Origin of the sequence: Microbacterium sp. MEC084, assembly GCF_004514465.2 — a bacterium.
In the GTDB taxonomy this organism is placed as follows: domain Bacteria; phylum Actinomycetota; class Actinomycetes; order Actinomycetales; family Microbacteriaceae; genus Microbacterium.
In genome coordinates this window covers 68,302-83,607 of record NZ_MYFP02000004.1, presented here as the reverse complement: position 1 = coordinate 83,607, position 15,306 = coordinate 68,302, and the positions used below count along the sequence as shown (strand labels likewise).

16 protein-coding genes and 3 tRNA genes are annotated in these 15,306 nt (G+C 71.1%); 7 read left to right on the top strand and 12 right to left on the bottom strand.

Annotated features, from left to right (window positions below):
• Complete coding sequence (locus B5M43_RS06015; protein ID WP_134745574.1) at positions 1-801, bottom strand: sulfite exporter TauE/SafE family protein; 801 nt, start codon at positions 799-801, stop codon at positions 1-3.
• A 168-nt stretch (positions 802-969) separates the two neighbouring features.
• Here B5M43_RS06015 and B5M43_RS06010 point away from each other — a divergent pair, with 168 nt between their 5' ends.
• Both B5M43_RS06010 and B5M43_RS06005 read left to right on the top strand, forming a co-directional pair.
• Complete coding sequence (locus tag B5M43_RS06010) at positions 970-2,118, top strand: zinc-dependent alcohol dehydrogenase (protein ID WP_134745575.1); 1,149 nt, start codon at positions 970-972, stop codon at positions 2,116-2,118.
• 13 nt (positions 2,119-2,131) lie between these two features.
• Positions 2,132-2,698: a hypothetical protein gene (locus tag B5M43_RS06005; protein ID WP_055992690.1), complete on the top strand. Its 567-nt coding sequence runs from the start codon at positions 2,132-2,134 to the stop codon at positions 2,696-2,698.
• Positions 2,699-2,707: 9 nt separating this feature from the next.
• On the opposite strand, the gene B5M43_RS06000 is transcribed toward B5M43_RS06005, so the two are convergent.
• Both B5M43_RS06000 and B5M43_RS05995 read right to left on the bottom strand, forming a co-directional pair.
• The gene (locus B5M43_RS06000; protein ID WP_134745576.1) at positions 2,708-3,490 is read right to left on the bottom strand and encodes a thioesterase family protein; all 783 of its coding nucleotides are present in this window, start codon (positions 3,488-3,490) and stop codon (positions 2,708-2,710) included.
• A gap of 8 nt (positions 3,491-3,498) precedes the next feature.
• On the bottom strand, positions 3,499-4,266 hold the full coding sequence (locus tag B5M43_RS05995; RefSeq protein ID WP_055992684.1) for an IclR family transcriptional regulator: 768 nt from the start codon (positions 4,264-4,266) through the stop codon (positions 3,499-3,501).
• 67 nt (positions 4,267-4,333) lie between these two features.
• On the opposite strand from B5M43_RS05995, the gene B5M43_RS05990 reads away from it, so the two are divergent.
• The 3 genes from B5M43_RS05990 to B5M43_RS05980 are packed head-to-tail and all read left to right on the top strand — an operon-like array spanning position 4,334 to position 7,952.
• Entirely contained in the window at positions 4,334-5,818 is a 1,485-nt protein-coding gene (locus B5M43_RS05990; RefSeq protein WP_134745577.1) for a GntP family permease, read from the top strand.
• Positions 5,818-7,044 (top strand): CaiB/BaiF CoA-transferase family protein, encoded by a 1,227-nt coding sequence (locus B5M43_RS05985; RefSeq protein WP_055992678.1) that lies wholly within the window; start codon positions 5,818-5,820, stop codon positions 7,042-7,044. The genes B5M43_RS05990 and B5M43_RS05985 overlap by 1 nt, the downstream gene beginning before the upstream one ends.
• Positions 7,041-7,952 (top strand): hydroxymethylglutaryl-CoA lyase, encoded by a 912-nt coding sequence (locus B5M43_RS05980; protein ID WP_055992675.1) that lies wholly within the window; start codon positions 7,041-7,043, stop codon positions 7,950-7,952. Before B5M43_RS05985 ends, B5M43_RS05980 begins: the two co-directional genes overlap by 4 nt.
• 50 nt (positions 7,953-8,002) lie before the next feature.
• Here the strand turns inward: B5M43_RS05980 and B5M43_RS05975 are convergent, their stop codons facing one another.
• The 8 genes from B5M43_RS05975 to B5M43_RS05940 all read right to left on the bottom strand — a co-directional run bounded on the left by B5M43_RS05975 (position 8,003) and on the right by B5M43_RS05940 (position 13,088).
• Positions 8,003-8,569 carry a YceI family protein gene (locus B5M43_RS05975; protein WP_134745578.1) on the bottom strand — a complete coding sequence of 189 codons (567 nt, stop codon included), beginning with the start codon at positions 8,567-8,569 and terminating at the stop codon, positions 8,003-8,005.
• Between the two features lie 123 nt (positions 8,570-8,692).
• A tRNA-Met gene (locus B5M43_RS05970) sits at positions 8,693-8,766 on the bottom strand.
• 25 nt (positions 8,767-8,791) lie between these two features.
• Positions 8,792-8,863: transfer RNA gene (locus B5M43_RS05965), tRNA-Thr, on the bottom strand.
• A gap of 82 nt (positions 8,864-8,945) precedes the next feature.
• Entirely contained in the window at positions 8,946-10,211 is a 1,266-nt protein-coding gene (locus tag B5M43_RS15295) for a M23 family metallopeptidase (protein WP_134745579.1), read from the bottom strand.
• 177 nt (positions 10,212-10,388) lie between these two features.
• Entirely contained in the window at positions 10,389-11,180 is a 792-nt protein-coding gene (locus tag B5M43_RS05955; protein ID WP_134745580.1) for an inositol monophosphatase family protein, read from the bottom strand.
• Between the two features lie 22 nt (positions 11,181-11,202).
• Positions 11,203-12,228 carry a hypothetical protein gene (locus B5M43_RS05950; RefSeq protein WP_134745581.1) on the bottom strand — a complete coding sequence of 342 codons (1,026 nt, stop codon included), beginning with the start codon at positions 12,226-12,228 and terminating at the stop codon, positions 11,203-11,205.
• 168 nt (positions 12,229-12,396) lie between these two features.
• Positions 12,397-12,478 (bottom strand) — tRNA-Tyr (locus tag B5M43_RS05945).
• Positions 12,479-12,596: 118 nt separating this feature from the next.
• Complete coding sequence (locus tag B5M43_RS05940; protein ID WP_134745582.1) at positions 12,597-13,088, bottom strand: FBP domain-containing protein; 492 nt, start codon at positions 13,086-13,088, stop codon at positions 12,597-12,599.
• Positions 13,089-13,156: 68 nt separating this feature from the next.
• Here B5M43_RS05940 and B5M43_RS05935 point away from each other — a divergent pair, with 68 nt between their 5' ends.
• Together B5M43_RS05935 and B5M43_RS05930 are read left to right on the top strand one after the other, a co-directional pair.
• Positions 13,157-13,645, top strand: a complete 489-nt coding sequence (locus tag B5M43_RS05935) for a YajQ family cyclic di-GMP-binding protein (protein ID WP_055992660.1) — start codon at positions 13,157-13,159, stop codon at positions 13,643-13,645.
• Between the two features lie 8 nt (positions 13,646-13,653).
• On the top strand, positions 13,654-14,277 hold the full coding sequence (locus tag B5M43_RS05930) for a GntR family transcriptional regulator (protein WP_134745583.1): 624 nt from the start codon (positions 13,654-13,656) through the stop codon (positions 14,275-14,277).
• Between the two features lie 12 nt (positions 14,278-14,289).
• Here the strand turns inward: B5M43_RS05930 and B5M43_RS05925 are convergent, their stop codons facing one another.
• On the bottom strand, positions 14,290-15,285 hold the full coding sequence (locus B5M43_RS05925; protein ID WP_134745584.1) for an alpha/beta hydrolase: 996 nt from the start codon (positions 15,283-15,285) through the stop codon (positions 14,290-14,292).
• Positions 15,286-15,306 lie beyond the last annotated feature (21 nt).

Sequence of the window (15,306 nt, the reverse complement as noted above, 5' to 3'; positions counted from 1 at the left end):
TCACTCCTTCGGCTTGCGGGACGCGCGGATCGCGCGCTGGGTCATCTGAGCCGTGATCACGACGAGGAAGATCACGAACAGGATGTTCGCGACCTGCGGGTCGATCACGTTGGCGACCAGGGTGCCGAGGGGCGCGGTGACGCATGCCGTGACGCCGATGCAGAGCCCGGCGACCAGATCGACGTTCTTGTGGCGGATGTTGCCGATGGTGCCCGACATGGTGGTCGGGATCATCATGAGCAGCGACGTGCCCTTGGCTACCAGGTCGCTGGCGCCGAACAGCAGGATCAGCACCGGCACCACGACGATGCCGCCGCCGACGCCGATCAGGCCCGACAGGACGCCCGTGACCAGGCCCGTCAGCACGAGCGCGGCACCGGCCCAGAACGTGAGAACCAGCTCGGCGTCGCGCGACGGGATGATGACGAACAGGCTGATCATCACGACGATCAGGAATCCGACGAAGAACCACCGCAGCACGGGCTCCGACAGGCGGTGGAGCAGCCGCGTGCCCACCTGCGCCCCCACGACGGCGCCCGCCGCGAGCAGCAGGGCGGCGATCCAGTCGACGTCCCCATTGGCGGCGTACGCGATGACGCCCACCGCCGCGGTCGGGATGATGGCCGCCGACGACGTCCCCGACGCAAGCTTCTGCCCGAACGCGGCCAGCATGACCAGCAGCGGGACGATCACCGTGCCGCCCCCGACGCCGAAGAGCCCCGAGAGGAATCCGGAGAGGAGGCCGATCGCCACGAACACGACGATGACCCGGGGACCACGGGCGCTCAGCGCGCCGATCATGCCTCGATCACTGTTCCACGGTATCGCGCGTCGCGGCCCCTCCCGTGTCCCGCAGGGGAACGGATGCCCGGACGTGTGGCACATCCCGGCCGCGAAGGCAAGCACTTGAGCCGTCCGGAACCGCGATGTGACCCTGGCGCGACACGCGATCCGCAGAGAGGAGCCCCCATGAAGGCGATGGTCTATCGCGGCCCGTACAAGGTCAGGGTCGAGGAGAAGGACATCCCGGCGGTCGAGCACCCGAACGACGCGATCGTGCGGGTCACGCGGGCGGCCATCTGCGGCTCGGACCTGCACCTCTACCACGGCATGATGCCCGACACCCGCGTCGGGACGACGTTCGGTCACGAGTTCATCGGGGTGGTCCACGAGGTCGGCCCGTCGGTCGAGAGCCTGAAGGCCGGCGACCGCGTGATGGTGCCGTTCAACGTGTACTGCGGCTCGTGCTGGTTCTGCTCGCGGGGCCTGTACTCGAACTGCCACAACGTCAATCCGAACGCCACCGCGATCGGCGGGATCTACGGCTACTCGCACACGTGCGGAGGCTACGACGGCGGGCAGGCCGAGTTCGTGCGCGTGCCCTTCGCGGATGTCGGGCCCAGCACGATCCCGGACTGGCTGGACGATGACGACGCGCTCCTGATGACGGATGCTCTCGCGACGGGGTACTTCGGAGCGCAGCTGGGCGAGATCGCGGAGGGCGACACGGTCGTGGTGTTCGGGGCGGGGCCGGTGGGCCTGTTCGCGGCGAGGTCGTCGTGGCTGATGGGCGCCGGTCGCGTGATCGTGGTCGACCACCTCGACTACCGCCTGGAGAAGGCGCGGGAGTTCGCGTTCGCCGAGACGCTGGACTTCGCCGAGCACGACGACGTGGTCGTGGCGCTGAAGAAGGCGACCGACCACCTCGGGGCCGACGTGGCCATCGACGCGGTCGGGGCCGAGGCCGACGGCTCCCTCGCGCAGCACATCACGGCCGCGAAGCTCAAGCTGCAGGGCGGATCGCCCGTCGCGCTGAACTGGGCCATCGACTCCGTCCGCAAGGGCGGCAACGTGTCCGTCATGGGCGCCTACGGTCCGATGTTCTCGGCGGTCAAGTTCGGCGACGCGTTCAACAAGGGGCTGACGCTGCGGATGAACCAGTGCCCCGTGAAGCGGCAGTGGCCGCGGCTGCTCGAGCACATCCGGCACGGCTACCTCAAGCCGAGCGAGATCATCACGCACCGCATCCCCCTCGACGACATCGCCGAGGCCTACCACCTGTTCTCGGCCAAGCTCGACGGCTGCATCAAGCCCGTCATCATCCCGAACGCGGCCTAGAGAGGAGCACCGCATGCCGTACACCGCGAAGGATCCGACGCACACGCGGTCGCCGGAGGAGCTGCGCGACCGCATCCCCGGATGGGGAGCCGACCTCGATCCGGCCGACCGCCCGGCGCACCCGAAGCTCCGATACGACCCGAACGCGACGGGCGCGCACTGGGAGGAGCCCGAGCAGCAGCCGGAGCTGGTCCCGCGCGAGCGCTCGATCGAGCACGCGCGCCTGACCCCGGTGTTCGGCACCGCGGCGCCCCTGCATGGGCTGTCGGGCGCCGTGCGACGATACGCCTATCGCTTCAGCGAGGCCCGGGCCGCGCACTGGCTGCTGCTCCTGCTCGGCGACCGGATCGACGCGGTCGAGAGCCACCTCGTCTCCCTCGTCAGGGGACGGCCCGACGACCCCGTGACAGAGTCGGGGATCGAGGCCGAGCGCACGCGGCACGGGCTCGCATCACGCCTCGGGCGAGGTCGCGTCGACGTGAAGCACCACTGGATGGACCCGCTCATCGTCGCCGGGCCCTGGGTGCTCGCCGCGTGGGGGGTCGTCTCGCTGGTCCGCCGGGTCGCCTCCCGACGCTGACCGCCGCGGTCAGCGCGGGCGGACGGTGAGGGTCTGCGCGAGCGTCCCGAAGGGGCCGCGGTCGTCGTGCAGGACGCTGTGGGTCAGGCCCGCGCCCCGCGGGCCGAACGACGCGGTGGTGTCGCACGCGACCCACTCCCCCTCGGGTTCCCGCAGCAGGTGCGCCGCGAAGTCCAGGCTGGGGAAGATCGCCACGTCGGGGCCCACCCGCGCCATGAGCCCGTTCGCCACGTCGATCATGGCCATGATCCGCGCGGTGGGGCTCACCTCCCGACCGTCGATCACGCCCACGACCGGACGCAGCCAGGTGACGCCGCGCCCCTGCCCCTCCTGCGCGCGCCGCGCCTCGAGGGAGCGGACGAAGCCGCCGGGCCACACCGCGCCGGGGTCCCACGCCGAGAGGGCGTCCCGCGCCGGCACGGGCGGGAACGCCGTGCCCGAGATCGCCGCCGTGTCGAAGACCGCCGCCAGCCAGGCCCGAGCGATGAGGGCGGGGCGCCCGTCCTGGGCGAGCCTCGCCTCGACGAGCTCGATCGTGCGTCCCGTGCGCAGCACGGTGACGGCGATCTCGACCGGCTCGAGCCGGAGGACCCCCAGGACGTCGACCGCGAGCCGGGTGATCCGGAGGTCGTCGGCGCGGCGCGCGTCGCGGTCCCGCTCGATCGCGTGGGTCAGCAGTCCGATGGCCGGCGCGACGTGCTGCTCGTCGGGGTTCCAAGCGCCGCTCACATGCGCCGTGGGCACGAAGCGCGTGTCGCTCTCGGGGATCCAGTATGCGGAGGTCTCGGCCATGACGCCGCTCAGTTCTCGGGTGCCGGCTTGCGTCCGCCGAACGCGGCCGTGAGCGCGTCTGCCGCGTTCACCACGGAGTCGACCATCTGCTTGCACACCTCGATCGGCATGCGCAGGGTCGGCCCCATGACGGTCAGTGCGCCGACGAGCGCCGAGTGCTGATCGAATACCGGAGCGGCGAGGCCGGACGCCGCCTCGAGGCGCTCCCCGACCGTGATGGCGTACCCGGCCGCACGGGTCTGGGCGACGGCGCGGCGCAGCTCGTGGGGGTCCGTGATGGTCGCGTCCGTCAGCGCGGGCAGCGGCGCCGACGTGATCTGGTCGAGCAGCCCCTCGGTCCACGCCAGCAGCACGCGTCCCGAGCTGCCGACGTGCAGGGGCTGGATGCGCCCCACATACATCTCCTGTTTCAGCCCGTGCCGTGTCTCGGCGAGGCCGATGCACACACGAGAGCCCTGCTCTGCCCGGAAGAAGCATGCCGTCTCGCCCGTCTCGTCGCGCAGCGCGCGCAGCTGGGGGGTGAGCAGCTCGACGAAGTCGCGGCTGCGCGCCGCCGGCCCGGCCCAATACGCCATGCGCACGCCGATCCGGTACTGCTCCCCAACCCTCTCGAGGAAGCCGTGGTCGACGAGATTTGCCAGCAGACGATGCGTGGTCGATGCCGGCAGCCCGGTGGCTGCGCGGATCTCGCCGGCCGTTCGCAGCGGCTGAGAGAGCGTGAAGGCGTCCAGGATCGCGGTGATCTTGGCGAGCACGAGGAGCGGCTGTTCGGCCATGCGCCGATCCTATGTCCGTTCGACGGGTTGCCCACATCGTGGGTTACGTCCTACAGTGTGGAATCACATGACCACCTCAGCTTCAAAGGAGAGGCTCGCCGTGAACGAGTGGTACACATTGGGAGTCGTCGGGCTCGTCATCGTCGCGGTCGTGTTCGCGATCGTGCGGTTCCGCATCAATCCGGTCATCGCCCTGGCCCTGGGCGCCGCCGCCATCGGCCTGCTCACCGGGCTCGGGCCGGCCGACACCGTCGCCACGATGACGCGCGGCTTCGGCGACGTGATGATGGAGGCGGGCCTGCTTATCGCGTGGGGCGTGCTGATCGGAGCGATGCTGAACGAGATGGGCGCCATCACCCGGCTCGTCGACGGACTCCTGCGGACATTCGGGAGGCGCGGCGTCCCGTATGCACTGGGCCTTTCGTTCGCGACCTACCTGCAGACGATCTTCATCGACGTGATGATCGTGATCGCCGCTCCCCTGGCCCGCCGCATCGCGCCCCGCCTGGGCCGCTATGGCACGGGGATCATGGGCGTCGCATTCGCGGTCGGCCTTGAGGCCGGGATCGTCCTGATGGTGCCCGGCTTCGCCGCCGTCGCACTCGCGGGTCTCCTGGGCGTGCCGCTCGGCGTCATGCTGATCGGCGGGTTCGCGGTCGTCGTGCCCACCGTGGCGCTCACCATCCTGCTCATGACGATCGGGTTCCGCCTCGGGTTCTGGACACCCGAGCGCGACGAGAAGGCCGTCGTCGAGGACGCAGTCCCGGACGCCTCGGCCGAACCCGCGCACGTGAAGGTCGACACCGCGTCCGCGCCACGCATCGACACGACCCCCACGGGCACGGTGCGGACCGCGATCGGCGGCGTGCCGCACGGCCACACGCTCACAGCCGAGCGCACCCAGCGCGAGCGCCCCCTCATCCTGCTGTTCGCCCCCATGCTCGCCGCGCTGCTGCTCATCGCCGTCCAGGCCGTCCTGACGGTCATGGAAGTCGAGCTGGCGGCCATGCAGTTCCTCGGCAACCCCGTGATCGCGCTGCTGCTCGCCGTGATCGCCACGGGCGTGATCGGCCGGTCGGCGATCGGCACCAAGCGCATCGAGAAGTCGCTCGTCAAGGGCTTCCAGGACGGCGGCCAGATCTTCGTCCTCACGGGTGTGGGCGGGTCACTCGCGGCGGTGATCGCCGAAGGCGACCTGGGCAGCATCCTGCAGGGCTACTTCCAGGCCACCACGTTCGCCCCCATCCTCGTCGTCTGGGTCATGGCCGCGCTGCTGCACATCGCCGTCGGCTCGGTGACGCTCTCTGCCATCACCGCGGCGGGAGTCATCGCACCGGTCGCCTCGACGCTGGGGCTCAACCCGCTGCTCATCGCGCTCGCGGCCGGCGCCGGCGCACTGTTCTGCATCCACGTCACGTCGAACACGTTCTGGTTGCTGCAGTCGTTCCTGGGCCAGTCCGTGCGAGGCGCGCTCAAGACGGTGACCGTGGGTGTCTCGCTCGCCTCGGTGATCGCGCTTGCGATGACCCTTCTGCTGGCGGTGTTCATCTGATGCGACCGTTCCGACCGCTCCAGGGCGTCCGAGTGCTCGAACTGGGCAACTACATCGCGGCCCCCACGGCCGGACGGCTGCTCGCCGACTTCGGCGCCGACGTGATCAAGGTCGAGCGCCCTCGTACGGGCGACGAGTTGCGCCGGTGGCGGTTGCAGAGCGGTGACACGTCGATGCTCTACCGGACGATCAACCGCGGCAAGAGGTCCGTCGTGCTCGATCTGCGCGATGACGAGGGCCGCTCGATCGCACTGGACCTGATCCGGAACTCCGATGTGCTGCTCGAGAACTTCCGCCCCGGGACACTCGACCGCTGGGGCCTGTCCAGCGAGGTGTTGGAGCAGACGAACCCGGACTTGGTCGTGGCGCGCATCTCTGCGTTCGGACAGACCGGACCGCTGTCCAACCGCCCGGGCTTCGCGGCAGTCGCTGAGGCGTACGGCGGCTTCCGCGAGCTGGTCGGCGAGCCGGGACGCCCGCCGAGCCGTACGGGCGTCTCGATCGGGGACACGATCGCCGGCATCTACGCGGCATTCGGCGTGGTGATGTCGCTGTACGCGCGACTCCGGGATGCCGGACAGCTCGCCGAGACGCCGTTCGACGAGCGCGTGGTCGACGTCGCGCTCAACGAGGCGATGCTCTCGGTGACCGAGTCGCTCGTGCCCGAGTGGGAGGCGTACGGTATCCGCCGCGAACGCACCGGGGGCCGGATGCAGGGCATCGCCCCGTCGAACGCATACCTCTGCGCGGACGGGAAGAGCATCGTCGTGGCAGGCAACGGCGACTCGATCTATCAGCGCTACATGACGGCGATCGGCCGCGACGATCTCGCGAAGGATCCGGCGCTGCAGTCGAACGAGGGGCGCTGGGAGGCTCGCGATCTGCTCGACGACGCGATCGGCGGGTGGGCCGCGACGCTGCCCAGCGCGGAGGCGCTGCGCATCCTGGATGCGGCGGGCGTGCCGTCGGGCCCGATCTACACGGCCGAGGACGTCTGCACGGACGAGCAGTACGCGGCGCGCGACATGATCCAGCGGTTCGACGTCGACGACGGCGCTGGCGTGCGACCGGCCGTCGGGTTCCCGGGCATCGTGCCGGTCTTCGGCGGCCGCTCGCTGCCGATCTCGCACGTCGGCCCCGACCTGGGCCAGCACACGCGTGAGATCCTTGCCGAGCTCGGCTGGGACGACGCCAGGATCGACGCCTACGAGGAGGCACTCCGATGACGCTGCAGTACCGCGACGTGACGCTCCGCGACGGCTTGCAGCTGGCAGGCAAGCCTCTCCCCACGGAGCGCAAGGTCCGGCTCGTGCGCGAGCTGTTCGCGCTGGGCCTGGAGCACATCGAGGTCGGCTCCATGGCGCGGCCAGATCTCGTGCCGACGCTCGCCGACACCCTGGACGTCATCGCGGCGCTCACGCCGGAGGAGCGCGACCGCGTGTGGGTGTGGGTCGCGACACCGCGTCACGTCGAGAAGGCCGCGGCCGCCGGCGCGCGGCGCTTCCAGTACTGCTTCTCGGCGTCGGACAGCCACAACCAGGCGAACATCGGCCGCGACACCGAGACGTCGCTCGCCGCCATGCCCGACGCCATCGCGGCCGCGGCCGAGGTCGGCGGCAGCGTGCAGCTGTGCATCGCGACGTCGTTCACGTGCCCGTTCGAAGGCGAGGTGCCGATCGAGCGGTTCGCGGGCGTCCTGAACGACCCGCGCACCGCGGGGGCCGTGGACGTGGTGGTGTGCGACACGCTCGGTCAGGCCCACCCCGCGGAGGTGCGCGAGCGCGTCGCTCTGGCGGCACGCGAGCGCGCCGGGCTCGGGATCGTGTACCACGGGCACGACACGTGGGGCCTCGGCGTCGCGAACGCCGCCGCGGCCGCCGACGGCGGCGCGACGGTCGTGGACGGCGCCCTGGGCGGGCTGGGCGGGTGCCCGTTCGCCCCCGGCGCATCCGGCAACACGGCCACCGAGGATCTCGTGTTCGCGTTCCGTCCCGACTGGCTGACGACCGAGTCCTTCGGGACGCTCGTGCACCTGGGCGAGGAGATCACCGGACAACTGGACGAGCCCAACCGGTCGCGCTCGCGCTCGGGCGCGCGAAGCAGGGCGAAGGCGTTCCCCTGGGTGGTCGCCTGACGCCGCTCAGTCCGTGACCGGCGACGGCGGCGTACCAGCGGCGGGGCGCCTCAGCCCTCGATGGCCTCCTCGGCCTTGATGGCCGAGATCTCGAACTCGAGCGTGATCTTCTCGGAGACAAGCACGCCGCCCGTGTCGAGCGCGGCGTTCCACTCGAGGCCGAAGTCGCGGCGGTCCAGGCGGCGCGTGCCCTCGAAGCCCGCGCGGAGGTTGCCGAACGGGTCGCGCTCGATCCCCGTGAACGACAGCGGGATCGTGACCTGGCGCGTGATGTCGCGGATCGTGAGGTCGCCGATCACGTTGAGGGCGTTCTCATCGACCTCGTCGACGGCGGTGCTGCGGAACACGATCTCGGGGTACGTCTCGGCGTCGAAGAAGTCGGCGCTGCGCAGGTGCTCGTCCCGCTGGGCGCTGCGGGTGTCGATGCTCGCGACCTTGACGCGCACCTCGACCCACGAGTTCTCGGGGTGGTCCACGTCGACGTGGATGCGCCCCTCGACGTCGTTGAACGCGCCGCGGACCTTGGTGACCATCGCATGCCGGGCCGAGAAGCCGACGCGGGTGTGGTCGGGATCGAACAGCCAGTCGCCGTTCATGGAGGCATCGACAGCAGTCATGGTTCTCCTCGGGTGAGAGTCCGTGCGGATCGTCAGCACGTCGCCCCAACGCCGCGAGGCCTCCCCGAGCGAGAACCCGCTCAAAACGAAAGAAGCGCCCCGCAGGGCGCTTCTTCTTCGCTGTAGCGGAGGCGGGACTCGAACCCGCGACCTCACGATTATGAGTCGTGCGCTCTCACCAACTGAGCTACTCCGCCGCGCAGACATCCGGCGGATGTCGAGAGCCCCGAGTCAGGATTGAACTGACGACCCCTTCCTTACCATGGAAGTGCTCTGCCACTGAGCTATCGGGGCGTGCTGCCCGCATCGGGGCAACCAGAAGAGGATATCACCCTCCGGGCCCGTCCTCGAAACCGAGTGCGCGCCCGCGCGAGTCTCACTCGCCGGCGACCCCCTCGACCGCATTCTCGGCGGCGTCCGCGGCCTCGCCGACGGTCTCCTCGACCTGGCCCTTCGGGTAGTGCGTGCCGGCGTGCTCCTTGAGCCACGGCATCGGGTCGATGGCCTGACCGCCCGGCAGACGCAGCTCGAAGTGCAGGTGCGCGCCGAACGAGCGGCCCGTGTTTCCGACGACGCCGAGGACGTCGCCGACCTCGACCTGCTGGCCGGGGACCACGTTGAGCGAGCCGTACTGCATGTGCGCGTAGTGGCTCGAGATGACCTGGCCGTCGATGACGTGGTCGATGTACACGTGCACGCCGTACGCGCCGCCCGCCTCGGTCGCGACGCGCACCGTGCCGTCGGCGATCGCCTGGATCGGCGCACCGTTGCCGGGCGTGAAGTCGATGCCCTCGTGCAGGCGGCCCCAGCGCTGGCCGAACGCCGACGACATGCTCGTGCCGAGCACGATGGGCCACTGGATGTCGGCGGTCGGGTCGTTGACGTACACCGCGTTGGCGGTGTTGATGCCCGTCACGGCCGCGAGCTCGGCGAAGGTCGCGGTCTCGTAGCCGCTGGCGCGCTCGATCTGCGCGTTCTGCACCTCGGCGGGCGCGACGAAGGCCTGGATCTCCTCCTCCGCCGCATCCTCGGCGCCCTCGGCGCTGATCGCGGTGGTGGCGGCGGAGAGGTCCACGTCGGAGGCGAGGGCCGTGATCGGGGTCGTCATGCCGACCGCGAGCAGGCCGACCACGCCGAACGCGCTGATCGACGCCGCGACCGTCACGACGCGACGGAAGGCGGAGGGGCGGCGGCGGGCGACGTGGTGGGCGCCCGTCTGCGGCTCGGCCTCGAGGGCCGGGCTCGGCTCGACCGAGGCGACCGGCGCCTCACCCGTGAAGTTCAGGGCGCGCGCGGCCTCGATGAACAGGTCGACCGGGTCCTCGGGCAGCGGCTTCTCGTCGGCGGGGGCCTCGGCCGCAGGCTCCTCGGCCCGGGTCACCGTCTCGGCGATCGTCACGGGCTCGGCCTGCGGCGCGGCGGCCGCGGGCTCGGCATCCGCCTCGAAACGGATGTGCCGCACCGGCGCCTCGGGCGCGGGCACGGCAGGCAGGTCGGACTCGGGAGTGCGGTGGGCGCCGTCGGCGCCGAGTGCGCGCAGCTGGCGGCGCGTCAGCGGCGCCTGGGATACGGGGCGCGTATCTGCGACGCGGCGAGAGCGGCGCGTGGGCGCGGGCTCAGCCGAGGGGACGTCGAAGGGCACAGAGGATCTTTCGGTAGGCGCCGCGAACGGGGAGGACGGCGCGCCTGCACGGGAGGGAGACCGCTGCCCTGTCTCGGGCGACAGAGTAACGATTGGATAAACACTATCGGGTTCCGGCTGAAAACGCCATGTGGCGGGATCCCGGCCTGCGGGCCTGTGGAGAACGGCCCGCGCGGATCAGCCCAGGATGCGGCTGCGGAGCTGCTCGTAGAGCTCCGGTCCGGCGACGATCGTCAGCGCCCGTCCGTGCTCGTCGGGCTCGAACCACCCGGTGCGTCCCCCGGCCTCGTCGACGAGCAGCCGGCCGGCGGCCAGGTCCCACGGCTGGAGCCCGCGCTCGAAGTACCCGTCAAGCCGACCGGCGGCCACGAAGGCGAGGTCGAGCGAGGCGGCGCCGATCCGACGGATGTCGCGCGCGAGCGGCATGACCCGCGATAGCACCTCGAGGTCGCCGGCGTGCGTGCTCTGGTCGTAGCCCAGGCCGGTCGCGATCAGCGCGCCCGCCGGGGTGTGCTCGGTCACGGCCAGGCGCTCCTCTCCCAGCCAGGCGCCCTCGCCCGCCGCCGCGCGGAAGGTCTCGCCGAGCGCGGGCGCGTGGACCACTCCGGCGAGGGCGCGCCACTCCCCCGGATGCACCGACCCCTCGACCGCCGCGATGCTCACGGCGTACGACGGCATGCCGAAGGCGTAGTTGACCGTGCCGTCGATCGGATCCACGATCCAGGTCACTCCGCTGGTCCCGCCCGCGTCGCCGGACTCCTCACCGAGGAACCCGTCCTCCGGGCGCGCCTGCGCGAGGCGGTCGCGGATGAGCGCCTCGACCTCGCGGTCCGCCTCGGTGACGATGTCGGCGATGGTCGACTTGCTCGCGGCGATCGACACCCCCTCGCCGCGCCGGCGCCGGGCGAGCTCGCCCGCCTCCGTCGCGATCTCGAGGGCGATGTCGTGCAGCTCGAGGGGCGTCGTCATGCCCCCACGCTATCGCCGCCGGTCAGCGCGGCGGCTGAACGGTCGGAGGCTGTTCGGGGTATCGGGGCGCCTGCGGCGGGAGCGGCGGCGCCGGCGGGGCCGCGTGCGAGCCGGGACCCGGCGCGGGCTGTCCCTGCGGGGCGGGAGCCGCCTGCGGCGGCGCGGCGTGCGGCGCCATGGGCGCCTGCGGCACCGACGGCACGCCCGTGTAGTACGCGTTCCAGTCCGGCGAGCCGTCGGGCAGCACGGGCAGCGGGGTGCGGCCGTCGGCGTAGGTCGGCCACTGAAGGACGGGCGCGGCCGGCGGGACGAATCCGGCGCCCGCGACGCCGTGCGGAGCGACGGGCCGGGGTCGCGGGGCGAACAGCGCATTCAGCAGCGGGATGAGCGTCGTTCCGACCGCGACCAGGATCGCCAGGGCGACGACGAACCGCCAGTACAGCTCCGGGTAGTCGAACGCATCGGGGAACGCCAGGTAGAACACGAGCAGCAGCACGAGGATCCCGAGCAGCGCCGAGGTCACGAGGGCGATCGCGCGCGTGAACGTGGTGACGTAGCGCGCGTGGGCGCGCCAGAACAGCCGCTGGTGCAGCAGCGCGAGCTGCAGGACGCCGATCGTGAGGATGAGGTGCCAGACCCGCTCGACCGGCTCGTACGAGGCGTACCCGTACTCGTCGACATGCTCGGGCGACCAGATCTTGACCGCGCCGACCAGCAGGGCGATCACCCACGTCGCCATGCTGGCGATCACGAGCCAGCTGGGGCGGCGTGCCGCGAGGTTGGCGTCCAGCAGCGCGACGCCGGCGAACGCGGCCAGCAGCAGGATCGTCAGGAACGCTTTGCCGATCAGCCCGTTCTGGTCGCCGATCAGGACCCACACGACGCAGACCAGGGCGGCCGCGATGAGCGCGCCGATCGCGACCCAGATGGCGCCGCGGAGCATCAGCGGCATCTTCTCCTGAGCCGGCGCCGTTCCCTCCGGCGCCGTTCCCGGCGTCGGCTGCGGTGCCGGCCGGTCCTGCGGTGCGCCCGCGTGCGGAGTCGACATGGAGATCCCCCTTCTCGCGCGCCCCCACGGCCCGCGCAGTCATCCTGGCACGCGGACCCTCTCCCGCACACCGGGCCTTTCGGAGGACACGTCGCGCGCGACCGCGGAAGCAGGCTCTCCCGGGAACGACGAAGGCCGACCCGTGCGGGTCGGCCTTCGTCCATCCGGTGGCAAGTGAGGGATTCGAACCCCCGAAGCATTACGCGGCTGATTTACAGTCAGCTCCCTTTGGCCGCTCGGGCAACTTGCCATGCGCACCCGACCGACTTTTCCAGACAACCGGAGGCGCAAACGTCCATATTACCCGCACACGGCGCAGGGTCGAAATCGTGCCGTGCGACCGGGCGCGGCGGCCACCGGGGCGCCGGTCAGGCCGCCGTCTCGAGCACGCGGGCCACGAACTCGCGCGTGCGGCGCTTCGTGCCGTCGATCTTCATGTCGACGCTGCCCCGGTACTCGTTCGGCGCGAGAGGCATGGCGAGGCGGACGTTCTCGTGGCACGACAGATCGGCGCACATGTAGGTGCCGACGCTGTCGCCGTGCGCGCCCGCCGTGCCGGCCTTGCGGGCCGTGAACAGCGAGACCTGGTTGCCGGGCTGCATCGTGCGGCAGATGTTGCAGAAAGCCGATCGGGCGCGCGACGATCCCTCGGCCGCGCGCAGCAGCACGCCGGTCGGGGCACCGTCGACCTCGGCGACGATGTAGCCGCGCCCGCGCGAGCGGGGATCGCGCCAGGCGAGGAAGTCGAGGTGATCCCATTCGGTCAGCACGAAGTCGTGCGGCAGGGTCATGAGGGCGACGTCCGCCGGATCGGCGTTGACGAACGAGCCGCGCAGCTCGGATTCGGTGAGCGGGCGCATACGACCTCCCGGATGTCGGATGGCTTTCGCCCAGCAGTCTACGAAGCGCGCGCAGTAGGCTGGCCCGCATGGCCGACAGCAGCTTCGACATCGTCAGCAAGGTTGACAAGCAGGAGGCGGACAACGCCCTCAACCAGGCCCGCAAGGAGGTCGAGCAGCGCTACGACTTCAAGGGGACCGGAGCCTCGATCGCGTGGAGCGGCGAGCAGATCCTGATCACCGCCAACAGCGAGGAGCGGGCCAAGGCCGTGCTCGACGTGTTCCAGTCCAAGCTCATCAAGCGGGGCATCTCGCTCAAGAGCCTCGACTCAGGCGAGCCGACCGCCAGCGGCAAGGAGTTCAAGCTCGTCTCCAGCCTCAAGGACGGCATCTCGCAGGAGAACGCCAAGAAGATCGGCAAGATCATCCGCGACGAGGGGCCCAAGGGCGTCAAGTCGCAGATCCAGGGCGACGAGCTGCGCGTCTCGAGCAAGAGCCGCGACGACCTGCAGGAGGTCATCCGCCTGCTGAAGGCGGCCGACCTCGACATCGACCTCCAGTTCATCAACTACCGCTGAGGATTCGGATGGACGGGTTCGCACCGATCGACTCGGGCAAGCGTCTGCTGGCGGACGCCGTCTTCCAGCATCTGAGCCGCGCGATCATCGAGGGCCAGCTCGACCCCGGCGAGCGCATCCGCGACGCCGAGCTCGCCGAGCAGCTGCAGGTCTCGCGCATGCCCGTGCGGGAGGCGCTGCAGCGCCTCGAGCGCATCGGGCTCGTCGAGATGATGCCGAGCCGCTACACGCGGGTGACCGAGGTGACCGAGGAGGTCATCCGCCACTCGATGGCGTACGCGGCCTACAAGCTCGGCAACGACATCCACATCGCCGCGACGCGGCTCACGGACGACGAGCGCACCCGTGCACTCGAGCTGCTCGACGGCATGGCCGACGCGCTCGGCGACACCGAGACGTCGATCGCGGCGCGGATCGCCTTCTCGCGGTACATCGCGTCGACCCTGCCGCAGAGCGTCTACAGCCAGCATCTCGACGACCTCGACGTGGCGCTCGAGCGCAACCTCAACCACATCGGGCCCGTGCTGGGCGACGACGAGCTGCGCGAGAACTACGCGGAGCTGCGCGAGGCGCTCGTCTCGCGCGACGCGGGCGCCGCCGAGCGCCTGGTGCGCGCCCAGTTCGGCCGCTGAGCCCGGACGGACTCAGGAGCCGGCGGTCGCCGCCGCGAACGCTCGGACCCAGCAGTCCAGGCGCGCGTACGCGTCGCGGCGCACCTCGGGCCGCGACAGGAACACGTCGTGCAGCGCGCCGTCGAGGCGCTCGACCGTGACGGACGACCCGAGCCGCAGCGCGGCGCGCGCGACGTCCTCGACGTAGAGCACGGTGTCGGAGCGGGTCAGGTCGTCGCTCCAGCGGACCGGCAGCGTGCTGCGCGCAGACAGCAGCACGCAGACGGGCGCGCGGACGCCGAGCCCGCGGGCCACCGCGTTATGGCCGCCGAGGATCGCGTCCATCCACCCGGCGTAGACCGGGAACCCGCCTGCGGGACGCCAGTCGGGGTCGATCGTGACCGGATCGTCAGGGTCCGCCGCCTCCTCCTGCGCGCGCGAGTAGAAGCCGTGATCCGTGATCCGGATCCTGTCGAGCGGGCGCAGTCGGGCACGCAGCTCGACCACCGGCGAGAGGGCGGTGCGCGCCACGGCGCTCAGCTGGAACTCCAGCCACGGGCTGTTGAGGATGAGCGCCGCCGCCGCGTCGGGATGGCGCCCGGCCCACAGGCTCAGCACGAGCCCGCCGGTCGAGTGGCCGAGCAGGATGAGCCGCCTGCCGACGCTGTCGCCGCGCGCGTCGAGCGCGGCCCGGATGTCCTCGTCGTACGTCGCGAGGTCCGTCACGTATCCGGGGGTCTGCCATTCGCGCAGGCTCCGCCCGTACTTGCGCAGATCGAGCGCGAAGAAGCGGGCGCCGCGGTCGGTCCAGAAGCGCGCGAGCCGACGCTGGAAGAAGTAGTCCGACCAGCCGTGCACGTACAGCACATCCACGTCCTCGAGCAGGCGCGGCCGGCTCCAGGGCCGGCGCCGCGCGGGCAGGTGCCGGACCAGGGTGGCGACGACCTCGCCCTCCTCGTCCGCGCCCAGCGGGAGGGTCCGCTGCTCGAACCCCTCGCCGAGGACGTCGGCGACCCACACATCGGACACGGGGTTCAGCCTACGAGCCCG

Coding starts and splice junctions, on each gene's coding strand:
- B5M43_RS06015 (WP_134745574.1), bottom strand. CDS start 801: ATGATCGGCGCGCTGAGCGCCCGTGGTCCCCGGGTCATCGTCGTGTTC.
- B5M43_RS06010 (WP_134745575.1), top strand. CDS start 970: ATGAAGGCGATGGTCTATCGCGGCCCGTACAAGGTCAGGGTCGAGGAG.
- B5M43_RS06005 (WP_055992690.1), top strand. CDS start 2,132: ATGCCGTACACCGCGAAGGATCCGACGCACACGCGGTCGCCGGAGGAG.
- B5M43_RS06000 (WP_134745576.1), bottom strand. CDS start 3,490: ATGGCCGAGACCTCCGCATACTGGATCCCCGAGAGCGACACGCGCTTC.
- B5M43_RS05995 (WP_055992684.1), bottom strand. CDS start 4,266: ATGGCCGAACAGCCGCTCCTCGTGCTCGCCAAGATCACCGCGATCCTG.
- B5M43_RS05990 (WP_134745577.1), top strand. CDS start 4,334: ATGACCACCTCAGCTTCAAAGGAGAGGCTCGCCGTGAACGAGTGGTAC.
- B5M43_RS05985 (WP_055992678.1), top strand. CDS start 5,818: ATGCGACCGTTCCGACCGCTCCAGGGCGTCCGAGTGCTCGAACTGGGC.
- B5M43_RS05980 (WP_055992675.1), top strand. CDS start 7,041: ATGACGCTGCAGTACCGCGACGTGACGCTCCGCGACGGCTTGCAGCTG.
- B5M43_RS05975 (WP_134745578.1), bottom strand. CDS start 8,569: ATGACTGCTGTCGATGCCTCCATGAACGGCGACTGGCTGTTCGATCCC.
- B5M43_RS05955 (WP_134745580.1), bottom strand. CDS start 11,180: ATGACGACGCCCCTCGAGCTGCACGACATCGCCCTCGAGATCGCGACG.
- B5M43_RS05950 (WP_134745581.1), bottom strand. CDS start 12,228: ATGTCGACTCCGCACGCGGGCGCACCGCAGGACCGGCCGGCACCGCAG.
- B5M43_RS05940 (WP_134745582.1), bottom strand. CDS start 13,088: ATGCGCCCGCTCACCGAATCCGAGCTGCGCGGCTCGTTCGTCAACGCC.
- B5M43_RS05935 (WP_055992660.1), top strand. CDS start 13,157: ATGGCCGACAGCAGCTTCGACATCGTCAGCAAGGTTGACAAGCAGGAG.
- B5M43_RS05930 (WP_134745583.1), top strand. CDS start 13,654: ATGGACGGGTTCGCACCGATCGACTCGGGCAAGCGTCTGCTGGCGGAC.